This is a genomic window from Streptomyces sp. NPDC017993, assembly GCF_044328065.1.
Taxonomy (GTDB): domain Bacteria; phylum Actinomycetota; class Actinomycetes; order Streptomycetales; family Streptomycetaceae; genus Streptomyces.
In genome coordinates this window covers 187896-205556 of sequence record NZ_JBIRGO010000003.1, presented here as the reverse complement: position 1 = coordinate 205556, position 17661 = coordinate 187896, and the positions used below count along the sequence as shown (strand labels likewise).

The following is a 17661-nucleotide window of genomic DNA, read 5'->3' as shown; positions in this document are numbered from 1 at the left end:
ACATGGGTCATGAAAGCGTTGATCTATTCCCATGGCAGTCGTGGGGATATGCAGCCGTATCTGGCGCTGGCCTATGCCCTCAACCAAGAGGGGCATTCGGCGACTCTCGTGGGTCCCCGTATGTACGGTTCCTGGGTGAAGGAATACGGCGTGGACTTCGCGCCGGTGAACGACGAGGGGGTCAAGCTCCACTCCCGCCCCGACGTCCGGGAGATCCTCGTCAACAACGAGAAGTCCACGGACGCACATCAAGCGGCCCGGGAGCGCATTTTCAACGAGGTATTTCCCACGCTCTATCCGGTGATGCTCAAAGAGATGTGGGACGCCGCGTCCGGCGGCGCGGACATCGTGATTCATTCGCACTCCTCACGGCAGGCCGTGCACCAGATCGCAGAGAAGCTGGGCGTTCCGCACGTACTCGCCAGCCTCTACCCGCACTTCGTGGCCTCCCGGCGCTATCCCGCGCAGGTCGGCACGTTCGAGGCGCGGCCGGACAATCTGGAACAGCACGCCAGGGCGAACGACAACCCCATCAAGGGGCCGCTGGCCGACCTGTTCGCCCGGTGGCGTACCGACGTGCTGGGGCTTGCGCCACGCGAGGGGTTCCTGGACAACAGGTACCGCGCCGACGGCACGGCGGCGCCCGTTCTGCACGGCTTCAGCCCGCATGTGGTCGAGCCGGCTCCCGACTGGCCGGAGTGGGTGCACACCACCGGCTTCTGGATGCTGCCGGGCAAGCCGGGCTGGCGGCCCTCGGAGCGGCTCCTGCGCTTTCTCGACGACGGGGAGAAACCCCTCTTCATCGGATTTGGCAGCCACTTGGGAATCGATCCGGAAACCACCGGCCGTGCCGTGGTGGAAGCGCTCGGCAGGACCGGGCTGCGGGCGGTCGTCGTCACGGGCTGGGGTGGAGTCGTCATTCCCGACCCGCCCGAGAACATCCTCATCGAAGAGGAGATCCCGTATGACTGGCTGTTCCCGAGGGTGCGTGCGGCGGTTCACCCGGGCGGCACCGGAACACACAATGCGGCACTGAAGGCCGGCATCCCGCAGGTGATCTGCCCGTTCCAGAAGGAGGGGCTGATGTGGGCGAACCATCTGTATGAACTCGGCGTCGCGCCCGCACCGGTCAAGCACCGGGAACTCACCGCGGACAAACTCGCCGCTGCCATCGACCGTGCCACCACCGACCCGGACATCGCGCGCAGCGTCGCCCGTCTCGCGGAGAAGACCGCTCCGGAAAACGGCGCCGCCCACGCGGTCCGCGTGCTGGAAAAGATCGCGGGCTGAAGCGGTCCCCACAAGACCGCAATCAGTGAACCGCAGCCAATGCACAGACAGAGAAAATCCCACACAGGATAGGGCGAGGACATGACCAATCCGTTCGAGAACGCCGAGGGCCGCTACCTGGTTCTGGTCAACGACGAGGGGCAGTACTCCCTCTGGCCGAGCTTCGCCGAGGTCCCCGCGGGCTGGGACGTCGCGCACGCCGAGGACAGCCGTCAGGCGTGCCTCGACCACATCGAGGAGCACTGGACCGATATGCGCCCGCGGAGCCTGGTCCGCCAGATGGCGGGCTGACCGTGCTCGCCTCCTTCCTCACCACCGTGCTGCCGGGCACCGGCTCCGGCACCGTGAGGGTGGTGTGGGGGGAGGCCCCGGCCGGCGACGAACGGCGCGCCACCCACGCCGCACTCGTCCGCGCGGCAGCGGAGATGACGGGCGGCCCCGCCTGCCGGATCCGGCTGGAGTACGAGCCCGGCGGCCGCCCCCGGCTGACCGGGTCCGCGGCCGCACTGCATGCGAGCCTCAGCCACAGCAGGGGCGCCGGAGCGGTGGCCCTCAGTACGCACCGCCCGGTCGGCGTGGACATCGAGACCGTACGCCCGTTCCCCGCCGTCCCGATGGCGCGGCGCTGGTTGGACGAGACTGCCGCTGACTGGGTCGCCAGCAGCCCCCGGCAGGCCAGAATCCGGGCCTTCCTGTGGCTGTGGACCCAGAAGGAAGCCATCGGCAAGGCACGCGGGCGCGGCCTGCGCGACGGCGGCCTCACCCAGCGGATACCGACGCCCCCCGGGGCCCAGCTCCTACGGCCGACCGGTCGGCTGCTGCCGCTGCCGGACGACCCGCAGACCGCCAGCGCGGTCCTGTCTGCCGGCTCCGCGCAGCACGTCCTGGCCGTGGCCGTCAGCAGCGGCTGACCCCACGCACCCCCCACCACACAACAGCACGAGAGGAGCCGGCCAGTGGCGGCGCACGTCCGTGACGAACGAGCCGGCCGCGGCGGCCTGCTGCGACGCGTGGCCGGCTACTGTCTGCGGCACCGCGGCGGGATGCTGCTCTCGCTCATCGGCGCGATCGGCGCCACCGCCGTGGGCGTGGCCGTCCCCCTGATCACCAAAGTGGTCATCGATGACGTCATCATCGGCTCCCGTCGCCCGCTCGCGCCCTGGATCGCGCTGCTCCTCGCGGCGGCGGTCGGCGCGTATGTCCTGACGTTCCTGCGCCGCTACTTCGCGAGTCGGCTCGCGGCGGACGTCCAGCACGACATGCGGTCGGACCTGTTCCGCTCCCTCACACGCCTGGACGGGGTGCGCCAGGACGAACTGAGCACCGGTCAGCTCGTAGGGCGCGCGACGAGTGACCTCAACATGGTCCACGGCCTGGTCGCGGTGGTGCCCGCCATGGTCACCAACATCGCCACCCTCACGGCCGCGGTGACCGTGATGGGCCTGCTGTCCCCCCGGCTCACCCTGGTCGCGCTCGCCATGGTGCCCGCCCTGTGGTTCCTCGCCCGGCGCAGCCAGCCCCGAATGCTGGAGGCCGCCTGGAACGCCCAGGACCAGGCGGCGGCCGTGGCGGGGGTGGTGGACGGTTCCGTCAGGGGCATCCGGGTCGTCAAGGGCTTCGGCCAGGAGCAGCAGGAGATGGCCAAACTGACCGCAGCGGCCCGGCGGCTGTTCGCCGGCCGGGTGCGGGTCCTGCGGCTCACCGCCCGCTATGAACCGGCGCTCCAGGCCGTACCGGCGCTGGCGCAGGTGGGCATCCTCGCCCTCGGAGGGTGGATGGCGATCCGGGGTGAGCTTTCGCTCGGCACCTTCGTCGCCTTCTCCGCCTATCTCACCCAGCTGGTCGTCCCCTTGAACATGCTGGTGGGGCTGCTGACCGTGGGGCAGCAGGGCGCGGCCGCGATCAGCCGGGTCCTCGACCTGGTCGACGCCCGGCCGGACCTGACCGAGGGCACCCGCCGGTTGCCCGAAGGCGAGCCGGTCGCCGTGGAGTTCGACCGCGTCACCTTCGGATACGACCCCGTCCGCCCCGTCCTGGACGGCTTCTCGCTGCGGATCGAGCCCGGCGAGACGGTCGCCGTCGTCGGTCGCCCCGGCTCCGGCAAGTCCACCCTCGCCCTGCTGCTCGGCAGGTTCTACGACGCCGCCGAGGGGTCCGTACGGGTCGGCGACACGGATGTACGGGACCTCACGTTCGACTCGCTGCGCGGCACCCTGGGACTGGTCCCTGAGGAGACCTTCCTCTTCTCCGCCGGGATCCGCGAGAACATCGCGTACGGCCGCCCGGACGCCACCGACGCCGAGATACGCGCCGCCGCCCGCGTCGCGCAGGCCGACGGCTTCATCTCGGCCTTCCCGCACGGCTACGACACCCCCGCCGGCGAAAGCGGCCACGCCCTCTCCGGCGGTCAGCGTCAGCGCATAGCCCTGGCCCGCGCTCTGCTCACCGCACCGCGGCTGCTGGTGCTCGACGACGCGATGTCGGCCGTCGACACCCGCGTCGAGGCGGCCATCCAGGAGGGGCTGCGGGAGCTCACCACGCCGCGCACCACCTTGATCGTGGCCCGCCGGAAATCGACCCTCTCCATGGCGGACCGCATCGCCGTCCTGGACGGCGGACGACTGGCCGACCTGGGCACCCGCGATGAACTCCTGGCACGCTGCGCCCTCTTCCGTGACCTTTTCAACGGTTCGGGAGCCGCGGCCGACGAGGGGGCCGGGGGTGACGCGGACCCGGTCACCACCTCCGGCGCGGCCGCTGCCGAGTCCCCGGAGCGCACGCGAACCGAGCCGGTCCGGCCCGCACATGAGCCCGACGTGGACGAGGCCGAAGCGGCCCGCGACACCGCCGGCGCCTTCGGGTTGCGCGACTTGCTGCGCGGCTTCTGGCTCCCGATCACCTTCGGACTGTTGATGGTCGCCGCCGACGCGATCGGCGGGCTGACCCAGCCTTATGCGGTCCGGCAGGGCATCGAAGCTTCCGTCAGCGCCTCCCCCACCGCCCTGTGGATGTCCTGCGCCGGGGCGCTGCTGATCACCCTGCTCCGCTGGGCCGCCCAGTGGGGAGCCCATCGAGTGACCGGCCGCACCGGCGAGCGCATGCTGTACGCCCTGCGTATCCGGATCTTCGCGCAGCTGCACCGGCTCGGTCTCGACCACTTCGAGAAGGAGGCGGCCGGCCGGACCATGACCCGGATGACCACGGACGTCGACTCCCTCGCCGCGTTCCTGCAGACCGGGCTCATCGCCTTCCTCGTCAGCCTGCTCACCCTGGCCGGCGTCATGGTTGCCCTGCTGCTCGCGGACCCCTGGATGCTCCTGGTCGTTCTGCTCGCGCTACCCGCCCTGTACGCCGCCACGGCGGTGTTCCGCAGGCGCTCCCTCCAGGCGTACCGGCTGGCCCGGGAGCGGACCGCGGTCGTCAACGGCACCCTTCAGGAGTCCGCCGCCGGGATGCGGCTGGCCCAGGCGTTCCGCCGTGAGGACGCCACCGTGCGGCGGTTCACGGAGCACAGCCACGCCTTCCGTCAGGCCCGCGTGCGCTCCCAGTACCTGATGGCCCTGTACTTCCCGCTCATCCAGTTCTTCGGTGCCGTGGTGGCCGCGCTGGTGCTGGCCTTCGGCGCCGGCCGTGTCGCCGACGGCTCCATGGCCATCGGCACGCTCGTGGCGTATCTGCTCTATCTGGAACTGTTCTTCACCCCCGTGCAGCAGATTTCCCAGCTCTACGACAGCTACCAGCAGGCGACGGTGTCCCTGGGCCGGATCAAGGAGATGCTCGAACTGCGCAGCAGCACCGCCGAGACAGCAGATCCCCGTGAAGTGGAGAGGCTGCGCGGCGAGATCGTCTTCGACGATGTGCACTTCTGGTACGGCGCCGACGAGGGAACGGCAGGCTCCCCCGGCCTCCGGGGCGTCACTCTGCGCATCCCCGCCGGCCAGCGGGTCGCCTTCGTCGGCGAGACCGGGTCCGGCAAGTCCACGCTGGTGAAACTGGCCGCCCGGTTCTACGACCCGACCGGCGGCGCCGTCCTCGTGGACGGTACCGACATCCGGGAGTTCGCCCTGGCCGGCTACCGGCAGCGGCTCGGCGTCGTACCGCAGGAGTCCTACCTGTTCGCCGGAACCGTCCGGGACGCCATCGCGTACGGACGTATGGACGCCACCGACGCCGATGTCGAGGCCGCGGCCCGGCAGACCGGCGCCCATGAGGTCATCGCCGGACTCGACGGCGGCTACCGGTACCGGATCGCCGAAGGCGGCGGCAATCTCTCCGTCGGACAGCGGCAGTTGATCGCCCTGGCCAGAGCCCAGTTGGTGCAACCGGACATCCTGCTTCTGGACGAGGCCACCTCCGCACTGGACCCGGCGACCGAGGCATTGGTCAACCAGGCCACCGACCGGCTCACCGCGCGCCGCACGGCGCTGATCGTCGCGCACCGGCTGGCCGTGGCCGCCCGCGCCGACCGCATCATCGTCCTCGACCACGGACGGGTCGGCGAGGACGGCACCCATGACGAACTCCTCGCGGTGGGCGGGCTGTACTCACGGCTCTGGCGCGCCCAGGAGGCGCGGACCACCCCTGCGCCCGTCCCGGCGCTCACCACACCCACCACAGGGCTCCAGACGCAAGGAAGGCTCCTATGACCACCCACCAGCGCATCGTCCTGGCCGAGCCCCGAGGGTTCTGTGCGGGCGTACGCCGTGCCATCGGCATCGTGGAGCGCGCCCTGGACCTGCACGGCGCGCCCGTCTATGTGCGCAAGGAGATCGTGCACAACCACCACATCGTCGGCGAGCTGGAGAAGCGCGGCGCGGTTTTCGTGGACAGCGAGGACGAGGTGCCCGAGGGCTCCGTGTGCGTCTTCTCCGCGCACGGCGTCTCCCCGGCGGTACGGGCCGGAGCGGCCGGCCGCCGACTTGAGGTCATCGACGCCACCTGTCCGCTGGTGTCCAAGGTGCACCAGGAAGCGGTGCGGTTCGCCCGCGACGGCCGGACCATCCTGCTGGTCGGACACGAGCACCACGAGGAGATCGAGGGCGTCCAGGGAGAGGCCCCCGAGCAGACGATCGTCGTCGAGACGCCCCAGGACGTCGAGCGGCTCGACCTGCCCGAGGACACCCCCGTCGCCTACCTCACCCAGACCACGTTGTCCTTCGACGAGACCGCACGGGTCGTCGCCGCCCTGCAACGACGGTTCAGCGACATCGTCGGGCCGCACGGCGACGACATCTGCTACGCCAGCCAGAACCGGCAGAACGCCGTGAAGTCCCTGGCCCACGACAACGACTTGGTTCTCGTGGTCGGTTCACTCAATTCCAGCAACTCCATCCGCATGGTGGAAGTGGCACGCGAGCGCGGCTGCGCCGCCCATCTGGTGCCCGACGCGAGCCATCTCGACGAACGCTGGCTGGAGTCGGTGTCCAGCATCGGCATCAGTTCCGGGGCCAGCGCCCCCGAGGTGCTGGTACGCGGCCTCGTGGACCGCCTCGCCGCGCTCGGCTACACGGACGTCGAGGTGGACACCGGCGCCACCGAGGACGTCGTCTTCGCCATGCCCGCCCGCCTCGCCGACCCGGTCACCGGCCGCGTCCCGCGAACCCCTCTGGCCGACGAGGCCCGTTGACGACCAGCATTGGAAGTGTCATGTCGCCACTCGACTCGATACACGGACCGGCCGACCTGCGGGCCCTGAGCCCGGCAGCCGCGCAGGAACTCGCCCCGCACATCAGGGAGTTCCTGGTGGCGAAGGTCTCCCGCACCGGGGGGCACCTGGGCCCCAATCTGGGCGTGGTGGAACTGACCATGGCCCTGCACCGGGTGTTCGAGTCCCCGCGGGACACCCTCCTCTGGGACACCGGCCATCAGACGTACGTCCACAAGATGCTCACCGGCCGGGCCGCGGCCTTCGACACGCTGCGTCAGCCCGACGGCCTGTCCGGCTACCCCTCCCGGGCCGAGTCCGAGCATGACGTCATCGAGAACTCCCATGCCTCGACGGTCCTTTCGTACGCCGACGGGCTGGCCAAGGCCCGTCATCTCCAGGGTGCCACCGACCGCGCCGTGGTGGCCGTCATCGGCGACGGCGCGCTGACCGGCGGGATGGCCTGGGAGGCCCTCAACAACATCGCCGCCGCACCGCACCGGCCGGTGATCGTCGTCCTGAACGACAACACCCGCTCGTACGCGCCCACCATCGGCGGCCTCGCCGACCACCTGGCCCGGCTGCGCGCCGGGGAGGGCAGCAGCCTGTTCGAGGAGCTGGGCCTGGCCTATTCCGGCCCGATCGACGGCCATGACCTCGGAGCGCTCGAAGCGGCGCTGCGTGACGCCGCCGCGCTCCGCCGCCCGGTCGTCGTGCACTGCGTCACGGAGAAGGGCCGCGGACACGCCCCGGCCGAACAGGACGACGCCGACCGCTTCCACGCGGTGCGGGCCATCGGCTCGACCGGCACCGTCCAGGACCGTACGCCGCAGCCGTCGTGGACCTCGGTGTTCGGGGAGGAACTCGCCGAACTCGGCGCCCGGCGCCCGGATATCGCCGCCATCACCGCGGCCATGCTCAGACCGGCCGGGCTCGCCGAGTTCGCGCGGCGCTTCCCCGAGCGCACCTTCGACGTGGGCATCGCCGAGCAGCACGCCGTCACCTCGGCCGCAGGTCTCGCCCTGGGCGGCATGCACCCCGTGGTGGCGGTGTACGCGACCTTCCTCAATCGGGCCTTCGACCAGCTGCTGATGGACGTCGCACTGCACCGCGCACCGGTGACCTTCGTCCTGGACCGGGCCGGTGTGACCGGCGACGACGGCGCCTCCCACAACGGCATGTGGGACCTGTCGCTGTTCCAGCTGGTTCCCCAACTGCGGGTGGCCGCCCCGCGCGACGGTGTCACGCTGCGCCGGGCCCTGCGCGAAGCCGTCGACGTCACCACCGGCCCGACCGCCATCCGCTTCCCCAAGGGCACGGTCAGCGCTGCCGTCCCCGCCGTCGATTCGGTCGCCGGCATGGACGTGCTCCACCGCACGGGCCCGCCCGACCTGCTCCTCGTCTCCATCGGCCCCATGGCGGACGCCTGCCTGGACGCCGCGGAGCGACTGACCGGCCACGGCGTCGGCGTCACCGTCATCGACCCCCGCTGGATCAAGCCCGTCGCACCCGCCCTGGTCGAGCTGGGGCTGAGCCACCGGACCGTCCTCACCGTCGAGGACAGCGGACGCTCCGGAGGGGCCGGGGCCGCCATCGCGCAGGCACTCGCCGACGCCGGCGCCACCACGCCCGTACGCACTCTCGGCGTACCCCAACGGTTCCTGACGCACGGCAAACGCGCGGACATCCTCGCCCGCAGCGGCCTGACCGGCGAGGGCGTCTTCCGCACCGCCGTCGAGGCCCTGACCCGTCACGACGGCCCTGCCCAGGCCGCCGCCAAGGCCGGCGCAGAACGGTGAGCGCGGCCCGTCCACACCACGCAGCAGACAGCACGAGGAAGAGGAGAGGGCCATCATGACGGTCTCACTCGGTATCCCACCGCTACCGCCGACCACACTCGGAACGCGCCGGAAGACCCGCCAACTCCAAGTGGGCCAGGTTGGTGTCGGCAGCGACTCCCCGGTCTCCGTCCAGTCCATGACCACCACCGTCACCTCCGACGTCAACGCGACGCTCCAGCAGATCGCCGAACTGTCGACGGCCGGCTGCGACATCGTGCGCGTCGCCTGCCCGTCGCAGGATGACGCGGACGCGCTGGCCGCCATCGCCACCAAGTCGCCCATCCCGGTGATCGCCGACATCCACTTCCAGCCCCGGTACGTCTTCGCGGCGATCGAGGCCGGATGCGCGGCGATCCGCGTGAACCCGGGCAACATCAAGAAGTTCGACGACCGGATCAAGGACATCGCCCGGGCGGCGAGCGACCACGGCACCCCCATCAGGATCGGCGTCAACGCCGGCTCGCTCGATGCCCGCCTGCTGGCCAAACACGGCAAGGCGACCCCCGAGGCGCTGGCCGAATCAGCCCTGTGGGAGGCCGCCCTCTTCGCCGAACACGACTTCCACGACCTGAAGATCTCCGTCAAGCACAATGACCCCGTCGTCATGGTCCGCGCCTACGAACTGCTCGCCGAATCCTGCGACTACCCCCTCCACCTCGGCGTCACCGAGGCGGGCCCGGCCTTCCAGGGCACGATCAAGTCCGCCGTGGCCTTCGGCGCGTTGCTGCGCCAGGGCATCGGGGACACGATCCGGGTCTCCCTCTCCGCTCCCCCGGTGGAGGAGGTCAAGGTCGGCATCCAGATCCTCCAGTCGCTCAACCTGCGCCCACGCAAGCTCGACATCGTCTCCTGCCCCTCGTGCGGCCGCGCCCAGGTGGACGTCTACAAACTCGCCGCCGAGGTCACCGCCGCCCTGGACGGCATGGACATCCCCCTGCGCGTCGCCGTCATGGGCTGCGTCGTCAACGGCCCCGGAGAGGCCCGCGAAGCCGATCTCGGTGTGGCCTCCGGGAACGGCAAGGGCCAGATCTTCGTCAAGGGCGAGGTCATCAAGACCGTCCCCGAGTCGAAGATCGTCGAATCCCTCATCGAGGAGGCCCTCCGTCTCGCCGAGTCCGGCGCGATCACGGGGGACGACCGATAGCCCCGCCCCACCTCGCAGCGACGGCGCAGCACCCCGGATCACCGGAGCCCGGCCGGCGACGTCAGATCCAGTGTGGCGCCTCGGGCGATGCTCCCCCCTCGACAGGTCGCAGCCCGGCCCCTCCCGGGCTGCGACCACCGAGCCACGCCGGCAAGTCGGCGAGCGCACCCTGACGACCGGGCCGCCGCCAACGTCCCACGCCAGGCCCGCATCCGTCGCTTCGAGCCGCACCCCCGGGGTGTCCGCTCGGAGCCACAGGGCGCCAAGGATGTCGCCGACGATCCAGCGGGCAGCGGAACCCGGAATGTTGGCGAAGGCGTAGCCGGCGGCCAAGTCCGTGTGATGGACCTCAAGTTCGCGCATCCGCGTCCCCAGCAAGCATGCGGGCGTCCGCAGCTCCCCGGTTCGCAGCGGTACCCGGCGGCCCCAGGCGGCTTCCGGAAGCGATCGCACCGCAGCGTCGAGCCGCGCGGCACTCGACACCACATCGCTGACCAGATCGGCAACAAGGCGCTCAGCCCCGGCCTCGATCTCCGCCTCCCGCGCGTGCGTGCTCGCGTACTGCGGGATCTCCACTCCCGTGCGAGCCCCCGCCGCCGATGTCAGCCGTTCCGCGTCCGGTCCGACGGGCTGGGGGCGGCCGGCGTTCGGACGCCGTTGTACTCCAGCACCGCGTCGAGATATTCGCCGATCGCATCCCGGTTGCGCGCCAGGCACTGGATCCGCTCGGTCATCCGGTCCCGCTCGCGCCGCAGCGTGGCCAGCATCTCGGGCGTGGCGTCGGGAAAGTAGATGGCCCTCGGTTTGTCGAGGCAGGGCAGGATCTGCTTGATGATCCGGGTCGGCAGCCCGGCGTCGAGCAACCCCCTGATCTGCAGGACCCGGTCGACGAAGCGCTCGTCGTACTCCCGGTAGCCGTTCGGGGCGCGATCGGCGGCGATCAGCCCCTGCTCCTCGTAGTAGCGCAGCAGCCTGCGGGGCGTACCGGTCCGCTCCGACAGCTCTCCGATACGCACCAAGCCCTCCTCCCGAGAAGCCGCTCGCTTCTCGCCCTGACTTCCTCGTCCCGACCTTCTCGTCTTGACCTTCTCATCTATGTGAAGGTTTGAGGATATCCATCGAACGCAACCGCACCGCCATCCGCGAGGTGAGTTACCGATGGACCAGCAGCTCTTCGACTACAGCCCCATCGTCGACCGGGAACCGCTCCACTGGCCCGACGGGGCCCGGGTCGCCTTCTACGTCGGACTGAACATCGAGCACTACCGGATCGACCGCCCTTCGACCAGTACCTTCGCGGGCACCGCCCATCTGACCCCGGACCCGCTGAACTACGGGTGGCGCGACTACGGCCCCCGGGTCGGCTTCTGGCGCCTGCTCAAGGCCCTGGACCGGCATCACATCCGCGCGAGCGTCCTGCTCAACTCCGATGTCGTCGACCACTATCCGCAGATCATCGAGGCGGGCCGGGAGCGGGACTGGGCCTGGCTCGCACACGGGAAGAACAACTCCGTCCTCCAGCCCGACGTGGCCCCCGAGGAGGAGCGCGCCTACCTCACCGAGGTCGTCGACACCATCGAAAAGGCCACCGGAAAGCGGCCGCGCGGCTGGATGGGACCGGCGCTCACCGAGTCCTTCCGGACCCCGGAGCTCCTCGCCGGGCTCGGCCTGAGCTATGTCCTCGACTGGACGAACGACGACCAGCCCTACCGGCTGAACGTGCCCGGAATGCTGAGCGTGCCCTATTCCGTCGAGCTGAACGACATCGGCCTGTTCGTCGGCAAGCACCTCAGCGGCCCGGACTTCGTCCACATCGTCAAGGACCAGCTGGACCAGCTGTACGAGGACGCGGTCGCCGGCGGGCGCGTGATGGCGCTGGCCCTGCACCCGTTCGTCATCGGCCAGGCGTTCCGTTACAAGTACCTCGACCAGGCCCTGGAGTACGTGGCCAACCACCCCGGCGTGTGGCTCACCACCAGCGACGACATCGCCGACCACTACGCCCGGACGGTACGCCCGGCGAGGTGATGCCGGAGCCGGCGGTGACCGCGCCGACGGTCGCCGCCGGCAGGGCACGGCGTCAGCGCGGACAGCGATCCGTCTGCGGATCGCTCGATTGCGGTCCTTCGGTGGTGCGAAGGACACCCGACGGAGGCAGGTGGCAACAGAGCGCGGCATGCATCACCCTTGACGCGGTCCGGCGGCGGCTCGACACTCAAAGTGGGAACCCTAGTGAACGGGTGGGAAATCATGGGGCCGACGAGGCTGGACTCCGACCGCGCTGTGTGCGCGGCCCAGCCGCTTCCCCTCTTGACCTCGCGCAGGCACATCGATCTCCTGCGCGTCTCCAGCGCGACAAGTCCTCTCCGCTGAGGCGGTAGCGACTCCCCTCGCGCCGGCCCCCATCCCGCGGCGAGCCTTCCTCGCACCCGGGCCTGTGCCGAACGGCGTCCGCTGCCCCTGCCTGCAGTCTCCTTCCTGCTGCCATCTGCCTGCCGTACGTCGTCCTCCTGCACATACGCCTGCTAGGCCCGCGAGAGCGGGCCAGGATCCCAGGGAGTCGCATGTCCGCCATGTCCCAGACCACCGCGCTGTCGCTTCGGGGCCGTATCGGATGCGATGTGCGCAGCGGCCACTACGCCGTGCCGCACCGCTACCGTCTGCACCTCTCACTGTCTTGTCCGCGCGGTCTCGAAATCGCCGTCACCCACAGCCTGCTGGGCCTCCATGACGTCCTCCCCGTGGCGCTGCTGCCCGCGGTTCCCGACGGGCCGGGTGACGGCTACACCGCGCTGCGCCCCCTGTACGAGGCCAGTTCCCACCAGCATCCCGGACCGGCCGCGGCACCGGTGCTGAGCGACGGATGGACGGGCCGGATCGTCAGTACGCACGCCCCTGACATCCTGCGCGACCTGGCCGAGCGGTTCGGTGGCCAGGGGCCCGAGCTGTACCCGGTCCACGCCAGGAGCGACATCGAGGCGGTCGGGAGGCTCTGCGAGCAGGACATCAGCGATGCGGCGCAGCGTGCCGGGCGGCTCGGCATCGGCAGCTCGGACCACGGGGCGGCGCTGGACACCCTGCTCCTCGCGCTGGAGTCGCTGGAGCGCCGACTGGCCGACCGCGACTACGCACTGGGCGGCGAGGTCACCGCTGCCGACGTCCGGTTGTGGGTGACTCTCGTCCAGCTCGACACGGTGCACCGGTGGCATCTGGACGCGGCGGCAGTACACCGCATCGCCGCCCACCGGCGGCTGTGGTCGTACGCGCGACGGCTGGCCACCCTTCCGGCCTTTGGTTCCCACCTCGACCTGGACGGCATCGCGCGACGGCACCATGCGCGCTGCAAGGGCCAAGAGGCCGCAGGGGCGGCGGTGCAGATCGTGGACTGGTCGACGGCGCACACGCCCGGACGGCCCGTCACACGCCACCACCGCTGAACTCCACACCCCACCAACGCTGAACTCCACGCCCGCCGAAGCACAGGGCGGTCCCGGTGGACGCCGAGCCGGGGCCGAGACAGGCTGACGCCGTCCACTGACACAGCCACGACCACGGCCACAACCACGACCTGAGCGAACCCCACGTCGGCTTCAGTACACGTCCCGGACATACCGCTTGTCGGCGGCGAGTTGCTTGACGTATGCGGCCGCCGCTTCCGGGGAGAGGCCGCCATGGGTGGTGGCTACGTCACGGAGGGCCCGGTCGACGTCCTTGGCCATACGGGAGGCGTCGCCGCACACGGCGAAGTGGGCGCCGTCCTGGAGCCACGACCACAGTTGGGGGCCGTGTTCGCGTATGCGGTCCTGGACGTAGATCTTTGCCCGCTGGTCACGGGAGAAGGCGGTGTCCAGTCGGGTGAGCGTGCCGTCCTCGCGGAAGGAGGTCAGTTCTTCTTCGTAGTAGTAGTCCGTGGCGCGGTGCTGTTCCCCGAAGAACAGCCAGTTGGGCGCTTGGTGGCCGCGGGCCCGGCGTTCCTCCAGGAAGCCGATGAAGGGGGCCACTCCGGTCCCGGGGCCGACCATCACCATCGGGGTGGCGGGGTCGGCCGGAGGTCGGAAGTGCGGGGAGCGCTGGACGAAGACCGGCACGGGGGCGTCAGGGGCGGCGTCCGCGAGGAAGGGCGAACACACGCCCTTCCGAGGGCGGCCGTGCACGCTTTCGTACCGCACGACGGAGACCGTCAGTGACACCTGGCAGGGGTCGGTCAGCGGGCTGGACGATATCGAGTACAGGCGCGGCTGGAGGGGTTTGAGGACCTGGGCCCACTCCTCGGCGCCGGCGCGCACGGGGTACTCGGTGAGTACGTCGATCGCCTGCCGGCCCCAGCACCACTGGGCGAGCTGGCCCTTGTTGTCCGGCCGCAGCAGCTTCTTCAGGTCGCGGTCGCCGGTGCGGTCGGTGACGAATTGCAGCAGGGCGGGGGTGATTCTCGTGATGTCGAAGTGGTGGTGCAGGGCTTCGGCGAGGGGGACGTCCGTGCCCTCGGGTCCCGTGCTGCCCGTGGTGCCGGTGCCGCGGACCTCGATGGGCGCCTGTGGGTCCAGGCCGCTGATTGCCAGCCATTCGGCCACCAGATCAGGGCAGTTGACGGGGCGCACGCCCAGCGCGTCGCCGGCCTCGTAGGTGAGCGGTGTCTCGCTGTCGCGGGCGTCGAAGGTGAACTGACGGACTTCCTTTCCGGCGCCCGGGAGGCTGAGCAGTCGGTTTCCGGTGAGCCGGGCAACGACGGCGGCCGGCTTGCTGCGGGCCGGGCGGGGCGCCGCCGGGGCGGCGGGCGCAGGGGCGGCGACCGGGGCGGAAACAGGGGCGGCCGACGGGCCGGTCAGGGTCGTCAGGACCTCGTCGAGCCAGGCGTGGGCCGAGGGTTCGAAGTCCGGTTCGCAGTCGATGCGCTGGGTCAGGCGTACGGCTCCCAGTTCGTCCAGGCGCCGGTCGAGGCGGCGGCCATGGCCGCAGAAGTCGTCGTACTGGGAGTCGCCGAAGGCGAGTACGGCGTAGCGGCGGCCGTCCAGACGGGGCAGGTCGGGTTCGGCCAGCGCGTCCCAGAAGCCGGAGCCGTTGTCCGGTGCGTCGCCGTCGCCGAAGGTGCTGGTGATGAGCAGCAGGTCGGCGGCGGGCGGCAGGGCCCGCGGGTCGGTGGTGTCCATTCCCAGCAGAGCGGCGCGGTGTCCCGCCTCGGTGAGACGCTCGGCCGTGGCGGCCGCGAACTCCTCGGCGTTGCCGGTCTGCGAGGCCCACAGCACCACGACCTCCCGGCCGGCCGGTGCGCTCAGCGCCGGCTCGGACGTGGTCTGCGGGGTACGGGAGTACAGGCCGGCGAGCACTCCGTTGACCCACCGCGCGTGTTCCTCGGTGAAGGGTGCCCCCGGCGGCAGGACGGGCACACCCGGCGCGCCGGCCCGCAGCCCGCCGAGGAAGCCGACGAGGTACTGCCGTTCGTGCTCGGCGAGTACGGGGGGCGGAGTGCTGTCGAGCCCGAAGACGTCCGCCGCCGGGCCGGACACGGCATCGGTGGGGAGGGCCGCCGGCGCGGTGGGCGCGGGGAGCGGCGCCGGCGCGGGCAGCGGAGCGGGCGCGGTCACCACCGGGGCGGCGACCTTGGCCAGCGTCACCGCGCACACCTTGAACTCGGGCTGGAAGGAGATCGGGTCGACCGCGTCGTTCGTCACGGCGTTGATGCTCAGGTACTCGCCGAACAGGTCGTTCCAGTGGAACGGCGCGAAGCAGCATCCGGGACGGACCCGGTCGGTCACGACGGCCGGCAGGACGGCCCGGCCGCGGCGGGAAGCGACCTCGACCGAGTCGCCCTCCTCGACGCCGAGCCGTTGTGCGTCCTGCGGGTGCACCTCGACGAAGGGCGCGGGGTTGAGCTTGTTGAGCTTGGCGACCTTCCCGGTCTTGGTCAGCGTGTGCCACTGGTGCTGCAGACGCCCGGTGTTCAGCACGAAGGGGAAGTCGTCGTCCGGCATCTCGGCGGCGGGAAGGTGCGGGCGGCCGAAGAACACCGCACGTCCGCTCGGGGTCGGGAAGACCGGGCCGTCGCCGTCCTCGGTGACGTACCGGACGGGGTTGCGGTCCGGGCCGTCCTCGCTCGCCGCGGGCCACTGGACGGGGGTGGAGCGCAGCCGTTCATAGGTCACGCCCCGCAGGTCGTACCCGGTGGCCGGGTTCCGGGCACGCTTGATCTCCTCGAAGACCTCTTCGGCGCTGTCGTAGGTGAACGCCTTCTCGTAACCCATCTCGCAGGCGATCCGTGCGATGAGCCGCCAGTCGGCCATCGCCTCGCCGGGCGGATCGGCCGCCTGCCGGGCGAGGGTGAGGTTGCGCTCGCTGTTGATCATTACGCCGTCGGCCTCGGTCCACAGAGCGCCGGGCAGGACGGTGTCGGCGTAGGCGTTGGTCTCGGTCTCGGCGAAGGCGTCCTGGGTCAGCACGAACTCCGCCGCCTCCAGACCTTCGATGACCGACCTGCGGTTGGCGACCGAGGCAACGGGGTTGGTGCAGATGATCCAGCAGGCCCTGATGTCACCGTCGGCCATCCGCTGGAACATCTCGACGGTGCCCTGGGCGGAGCTGTCCTTGCGCAGCGTGCCGGGCTCCAGCTCCCACAGGTCCTCGATGAACGCGCGGTCCTCGTCGACGAGCACGGACCGCTGTCCCGGCAGGCCGGGCCCCATGTATCCCATTTCGCGGCCCCCCATGGCGTTGGGCTGACCGGTGAGGGAGAACGGGCCGCTGCCGGGGCGGCATATCGCGCCGGTGGCCAAGTGCAGGTTGATCAGTGCGTTGGTGTTCCAGGTGCCGTGGGTGGACTGGTTCAGCCCCATGGTCCAGCAGCTCATCCACTCCCCGGCTTCGCCGATCCAGCGCGCTGCGGTACGGATGTCCTCCTCGGGGATGCCGGTGGCCTCGGCGACGGCCGCCGGCGGGTAGTCCGCCAGGAACTCCGGCATCGCCTCCCAGCCCTCGGTGTGGTCGGCGATGAAGCCGGCGTCCGTGTGGCCGTTCGCCACGAGCTGCTGCAACAGGCCGTTGAGCAGGGCCAGATCGGCGCCCGGCCGGATCTGCAGGAAGAGGTCGGCCTTCTCGGCTGTGGCGGTGCGGCGCGGGTCGACGACGATCAGTTTGGCACCGGCCTTCATCCGTTCCCTCATGCGCAGGAAGAGGATCGGATGGCAGTCGGCCATGTTGGAGCCGATGACGAGGAAGACGTCGGCCTTCTCGAAGTCCTGGTACGAGCCGGGCGGGCCGTCGGCGCCGAGCGACAGCTTGTAGCCGCTGCCCGCACTGGCCATGCACAGACGTGAGTTGGACTCGATGTGCGAGGTGCGCACGAATCCCTTGGCGAGCTTGTTCGCCAGGTACTGCGCCTCCAGGCTCATCTGTCCGGAGACATAGAACGCGACGGCGTCCGGACCGTGCTCCTCCGCGATCGTCCGCAGTCGCCGGGCGGCGTCCGTGATCGATGAGTCCAGCGCGGCCGGCGCGAGCTCCGCGCCCCGCTCGGCGCGCACCAGCGCGGAAGTCAGCCGTCCGGGGGCGGCGAGCATGTCGGCGGTCGTCGCACCCTTGGTGCAGAGCCTGCCGAAGTTGGCGGGGTGGGTCCTGTCGCCCGATGCCTTGAGGACCGTGCGACGGCCGTCGGGGCCCGTCGCCACGTCGAGGAGCATGCCGCAGCCCACCCCGCAGTACGAGCAGACCGTGCGCACCTGGTCGGTAGCGGTGCCGGTCCGTGGGCCCTC

At 70.7% G+C, this 17661-nt stretch carries 12 protein-coding genes and 1 pseudogene; 10 read left to right on the top strand and 3 right to left on the bottom strand.

All coding sequences use genetic code 11. From position 1 onward, the window contains the following. Window positions 1-9 precede the first annotated feature (9 nt). The 7 genes from ACH4FH_RS06215 (at window position 10) to ispG (ending at window position 9919) form a co-directional block, all read left to right on the top strand. Entirely contained in the window at window positions 10-1290 is a 1281-nt protein-coding gene (locus ACH4FH_RS06215) for a glycosyltransferase (protein WP_398554551.1), read from the top strand. Between the two features lie 81 nt (window positions 1291-1371). Then, on the top strand, window positions 1372-1581 hold the full coding sequence (locus ACH4FH_RS06210; protein WP_398554550.1) for an MbtH family protein: 210 nt from the start codon (window positions 1372-1374) through the stop codon (window positions 1579-1581). A gap of 2 nt (window positions 1582-1583) precedes the next feature. Further along, window positions 1584-2201, top strand: a complete 618-nt coding sequence (locus tag ACH4FH_RS06205) for a 4'-phosphopantetheinyl transferase family protein (protein ID WP_398554549.1) — start codon at window positions 1584-1586, stop codon at window positions 2199-2201. Window positions 2202-2246: 45 nt separating this feature from the next. Then, entirely contained in the window at window positions 2247-5936 is a 3690-nt protein-coding gene (locus ACH4FH_RS06200; protein WP_398554548.1) for an ABC transporter ATP-binding protein, read from the top strand. Next, window positions 5933-6916 carry a 4-hydroxy-3-methylbut-2-enyl diphosphate reductase gene (locus ACH4FH_RS06195; protein ID WP_398554547.1) on the top strand — a complete coding sequence of 328 codons (984 nt, stop codon included), beginning with the start codon at window positions 5933-5935 and terminating at the stop codon, window positions 6914-6916. The genes ACH4FH_RS06200 and ACH4FH_RS06195 overlap by 4 nt, the downstream gene beginning before the upstream one ends. Before the next feature lie 20 nt (window positions 6917-6936). Continuing rightward, window positions 6937-8733, top strand: a complete 1797-nt coding sequence (locus tag ACH4FH_RS06190; protein ID WP_398554546.1) for a 1-deoxy-D-xylulose-5-phosphate synthase — start codon at window positions 6937-6939, stop codon at window positions 8731-8733. Between the two features lie 52 nt (window positions 8734-8785). Next, window positions 8786-9919 (top strand): flavodoxin-dependent (E)-4-hydroxy-3-methylbut-2-enyl-diphosphate synthase, encoded by a 1134-nt coding sequence (gene ispG, locus ACH4FH_RS06185; protein WP_398554786.1) that lies wholly within the window; start codon window positions 8786-8788, stop codon window positions 9917-9919. A 387-nt stretch (window positions 9920-10306) separates the two neighbouring features. On the opposite strand, the pseudogene ACH4FH_RS06180 reads toward ispG, so the two are convergent. Then, window positions 10307-10495: pseudogene (locus tag ACH4FH_RS06180) on the bottom strand (hypothetical protein); the annotation flags it as partial. Between the two features lie 26 nt (window positions 10496-10521). After that, on the bottom strand, window positions 10522-10935 hold the full coding sequence (locus tag ACH4FH_RS06175; RefSeq protein ID WP_398554545.1) for a MerR family transcriptional regulator: 414 nt from the start codon (window positions 10933-10935) through the stop codon (window positions 10522-10524). Between the two features lie 142 nt (window positions 10936-11077). On the opposite strand from ACH4FH_RS06175, the gene ACH4FH_RS06170 reads away from it, so the two are divergent. The 3 genes from ACH4FH_RS06170 to ACH4FH_RS06160 all read left to right on the top strand — a co-directional run bounded on the left by ACH4FH_RS06170 (window position 11078) and on the right by ACH4FH_RS06160 (window position 13356). Beyond that, window positions 11078-11947: a polysaccharide deacetylase family protein gene (locus ACH4FH_RS06170; RefSeq protein WP_398554544.1), complete on the top strand. Its 870-nt coding sequence runs from the start codon at window positions 11078-11080 to the stop codon at window positions 11945-11947. Between the two features lie 222 nt (window positions 11948-12169). Next, window positions 12170-12292, top strand: coding sequence for a putative leader peptide (locus tag ACH4FH_RS06165; RefSeq protein WP_398554543.1), 123 nt, complete (start codon window positions 12170-12172; stop codon window positions 12290-12292). A gap of 191 nt (window positions 12293-12483) precedes the next feature. Further along, window positions 12484-13356, top strand: coding sequence for a glutathione S-transferase C-terminal domain-containing protein (locus ACH4FH_RS06160; protein WP_398554542.1), 873 nt, complete (start codon window positions 12484-12486; stop codon window positions 13354-13356). Between the two features lie 153 nt (window positions 13357-13509). On the opposite strand, the gene ACH4FH_RS06155 is transcribed toward ACH4FH_RS06160, so the two are convergent. Then, entirely contained in the window at window positions 13510-17589 is a 4080-nt protein-coding gene (locus tag ACH4FH_RS06155) for a molybdopterin-dependent oxidoreductase (RefSeq protein ID WP_398554785.1), read from the bottom strand. Window positions 17590-17661 lie beyond the last annotated feature (72 nt).

Coding starts and splice junctions, on each gene's coding strand:
- ACH4FH_RS06215 (WP_398554551.1), top strand. CDS start 10: ATGAAAGCGTTGATCTATTCCCATGGCAGTCGTGGGGATATGCAGCCG.
- ACH4FH_RS06210 (WP_398554550.1), top strand. CDS start 1,372: ATGACCAATCCGTTCGAGAACGCCGAGGGCCGCTACCTGGTTCTGGTC.
- ACH4FH_RS06195 (WP_398554547.1), top strand. CDS start 5,933: ATGACCACCCACCAGCGCATCGTCCTGGCCGAGCCCCGAGGGTTCTGT.
- ACH4FH_RS06190 (WP_398554546.1), top strand. CDS start 6,937: ATGTCGCCACTCGACTCGATACACGGACCGGCCGACCTGCGGGCCCTG.
- ACH4FH_RS06170 (WP_398554544.1), top strand. CDS start 11,078: ATGGACCAGCAGCTCTTCGACTACAGCCCCATCGTCGACCGGGAACCG.
- ACH4FH_RS06165 (WP_398554543.1), top strand. CDS start 12,170: ATGGGGCCGACGAGGCTGGACTCCGACCGCGCTGTGTGCGCGGCCCAG.
- ACH4FH_RS06160 (WP_398554542.1), top strand. CDS start 12,484: ATGTCCGCCATGTCCCAGACCACCGCGCTGTCGCTTCGGGGCCGTATC.
- ACH4FH_RS06155 (WP_398554785.1), bottom strand. CDS start 17,589: ATGCTCCTCGACGTGGCGACGGGCCCCGACGGCCGTCGCACGGTCCTC.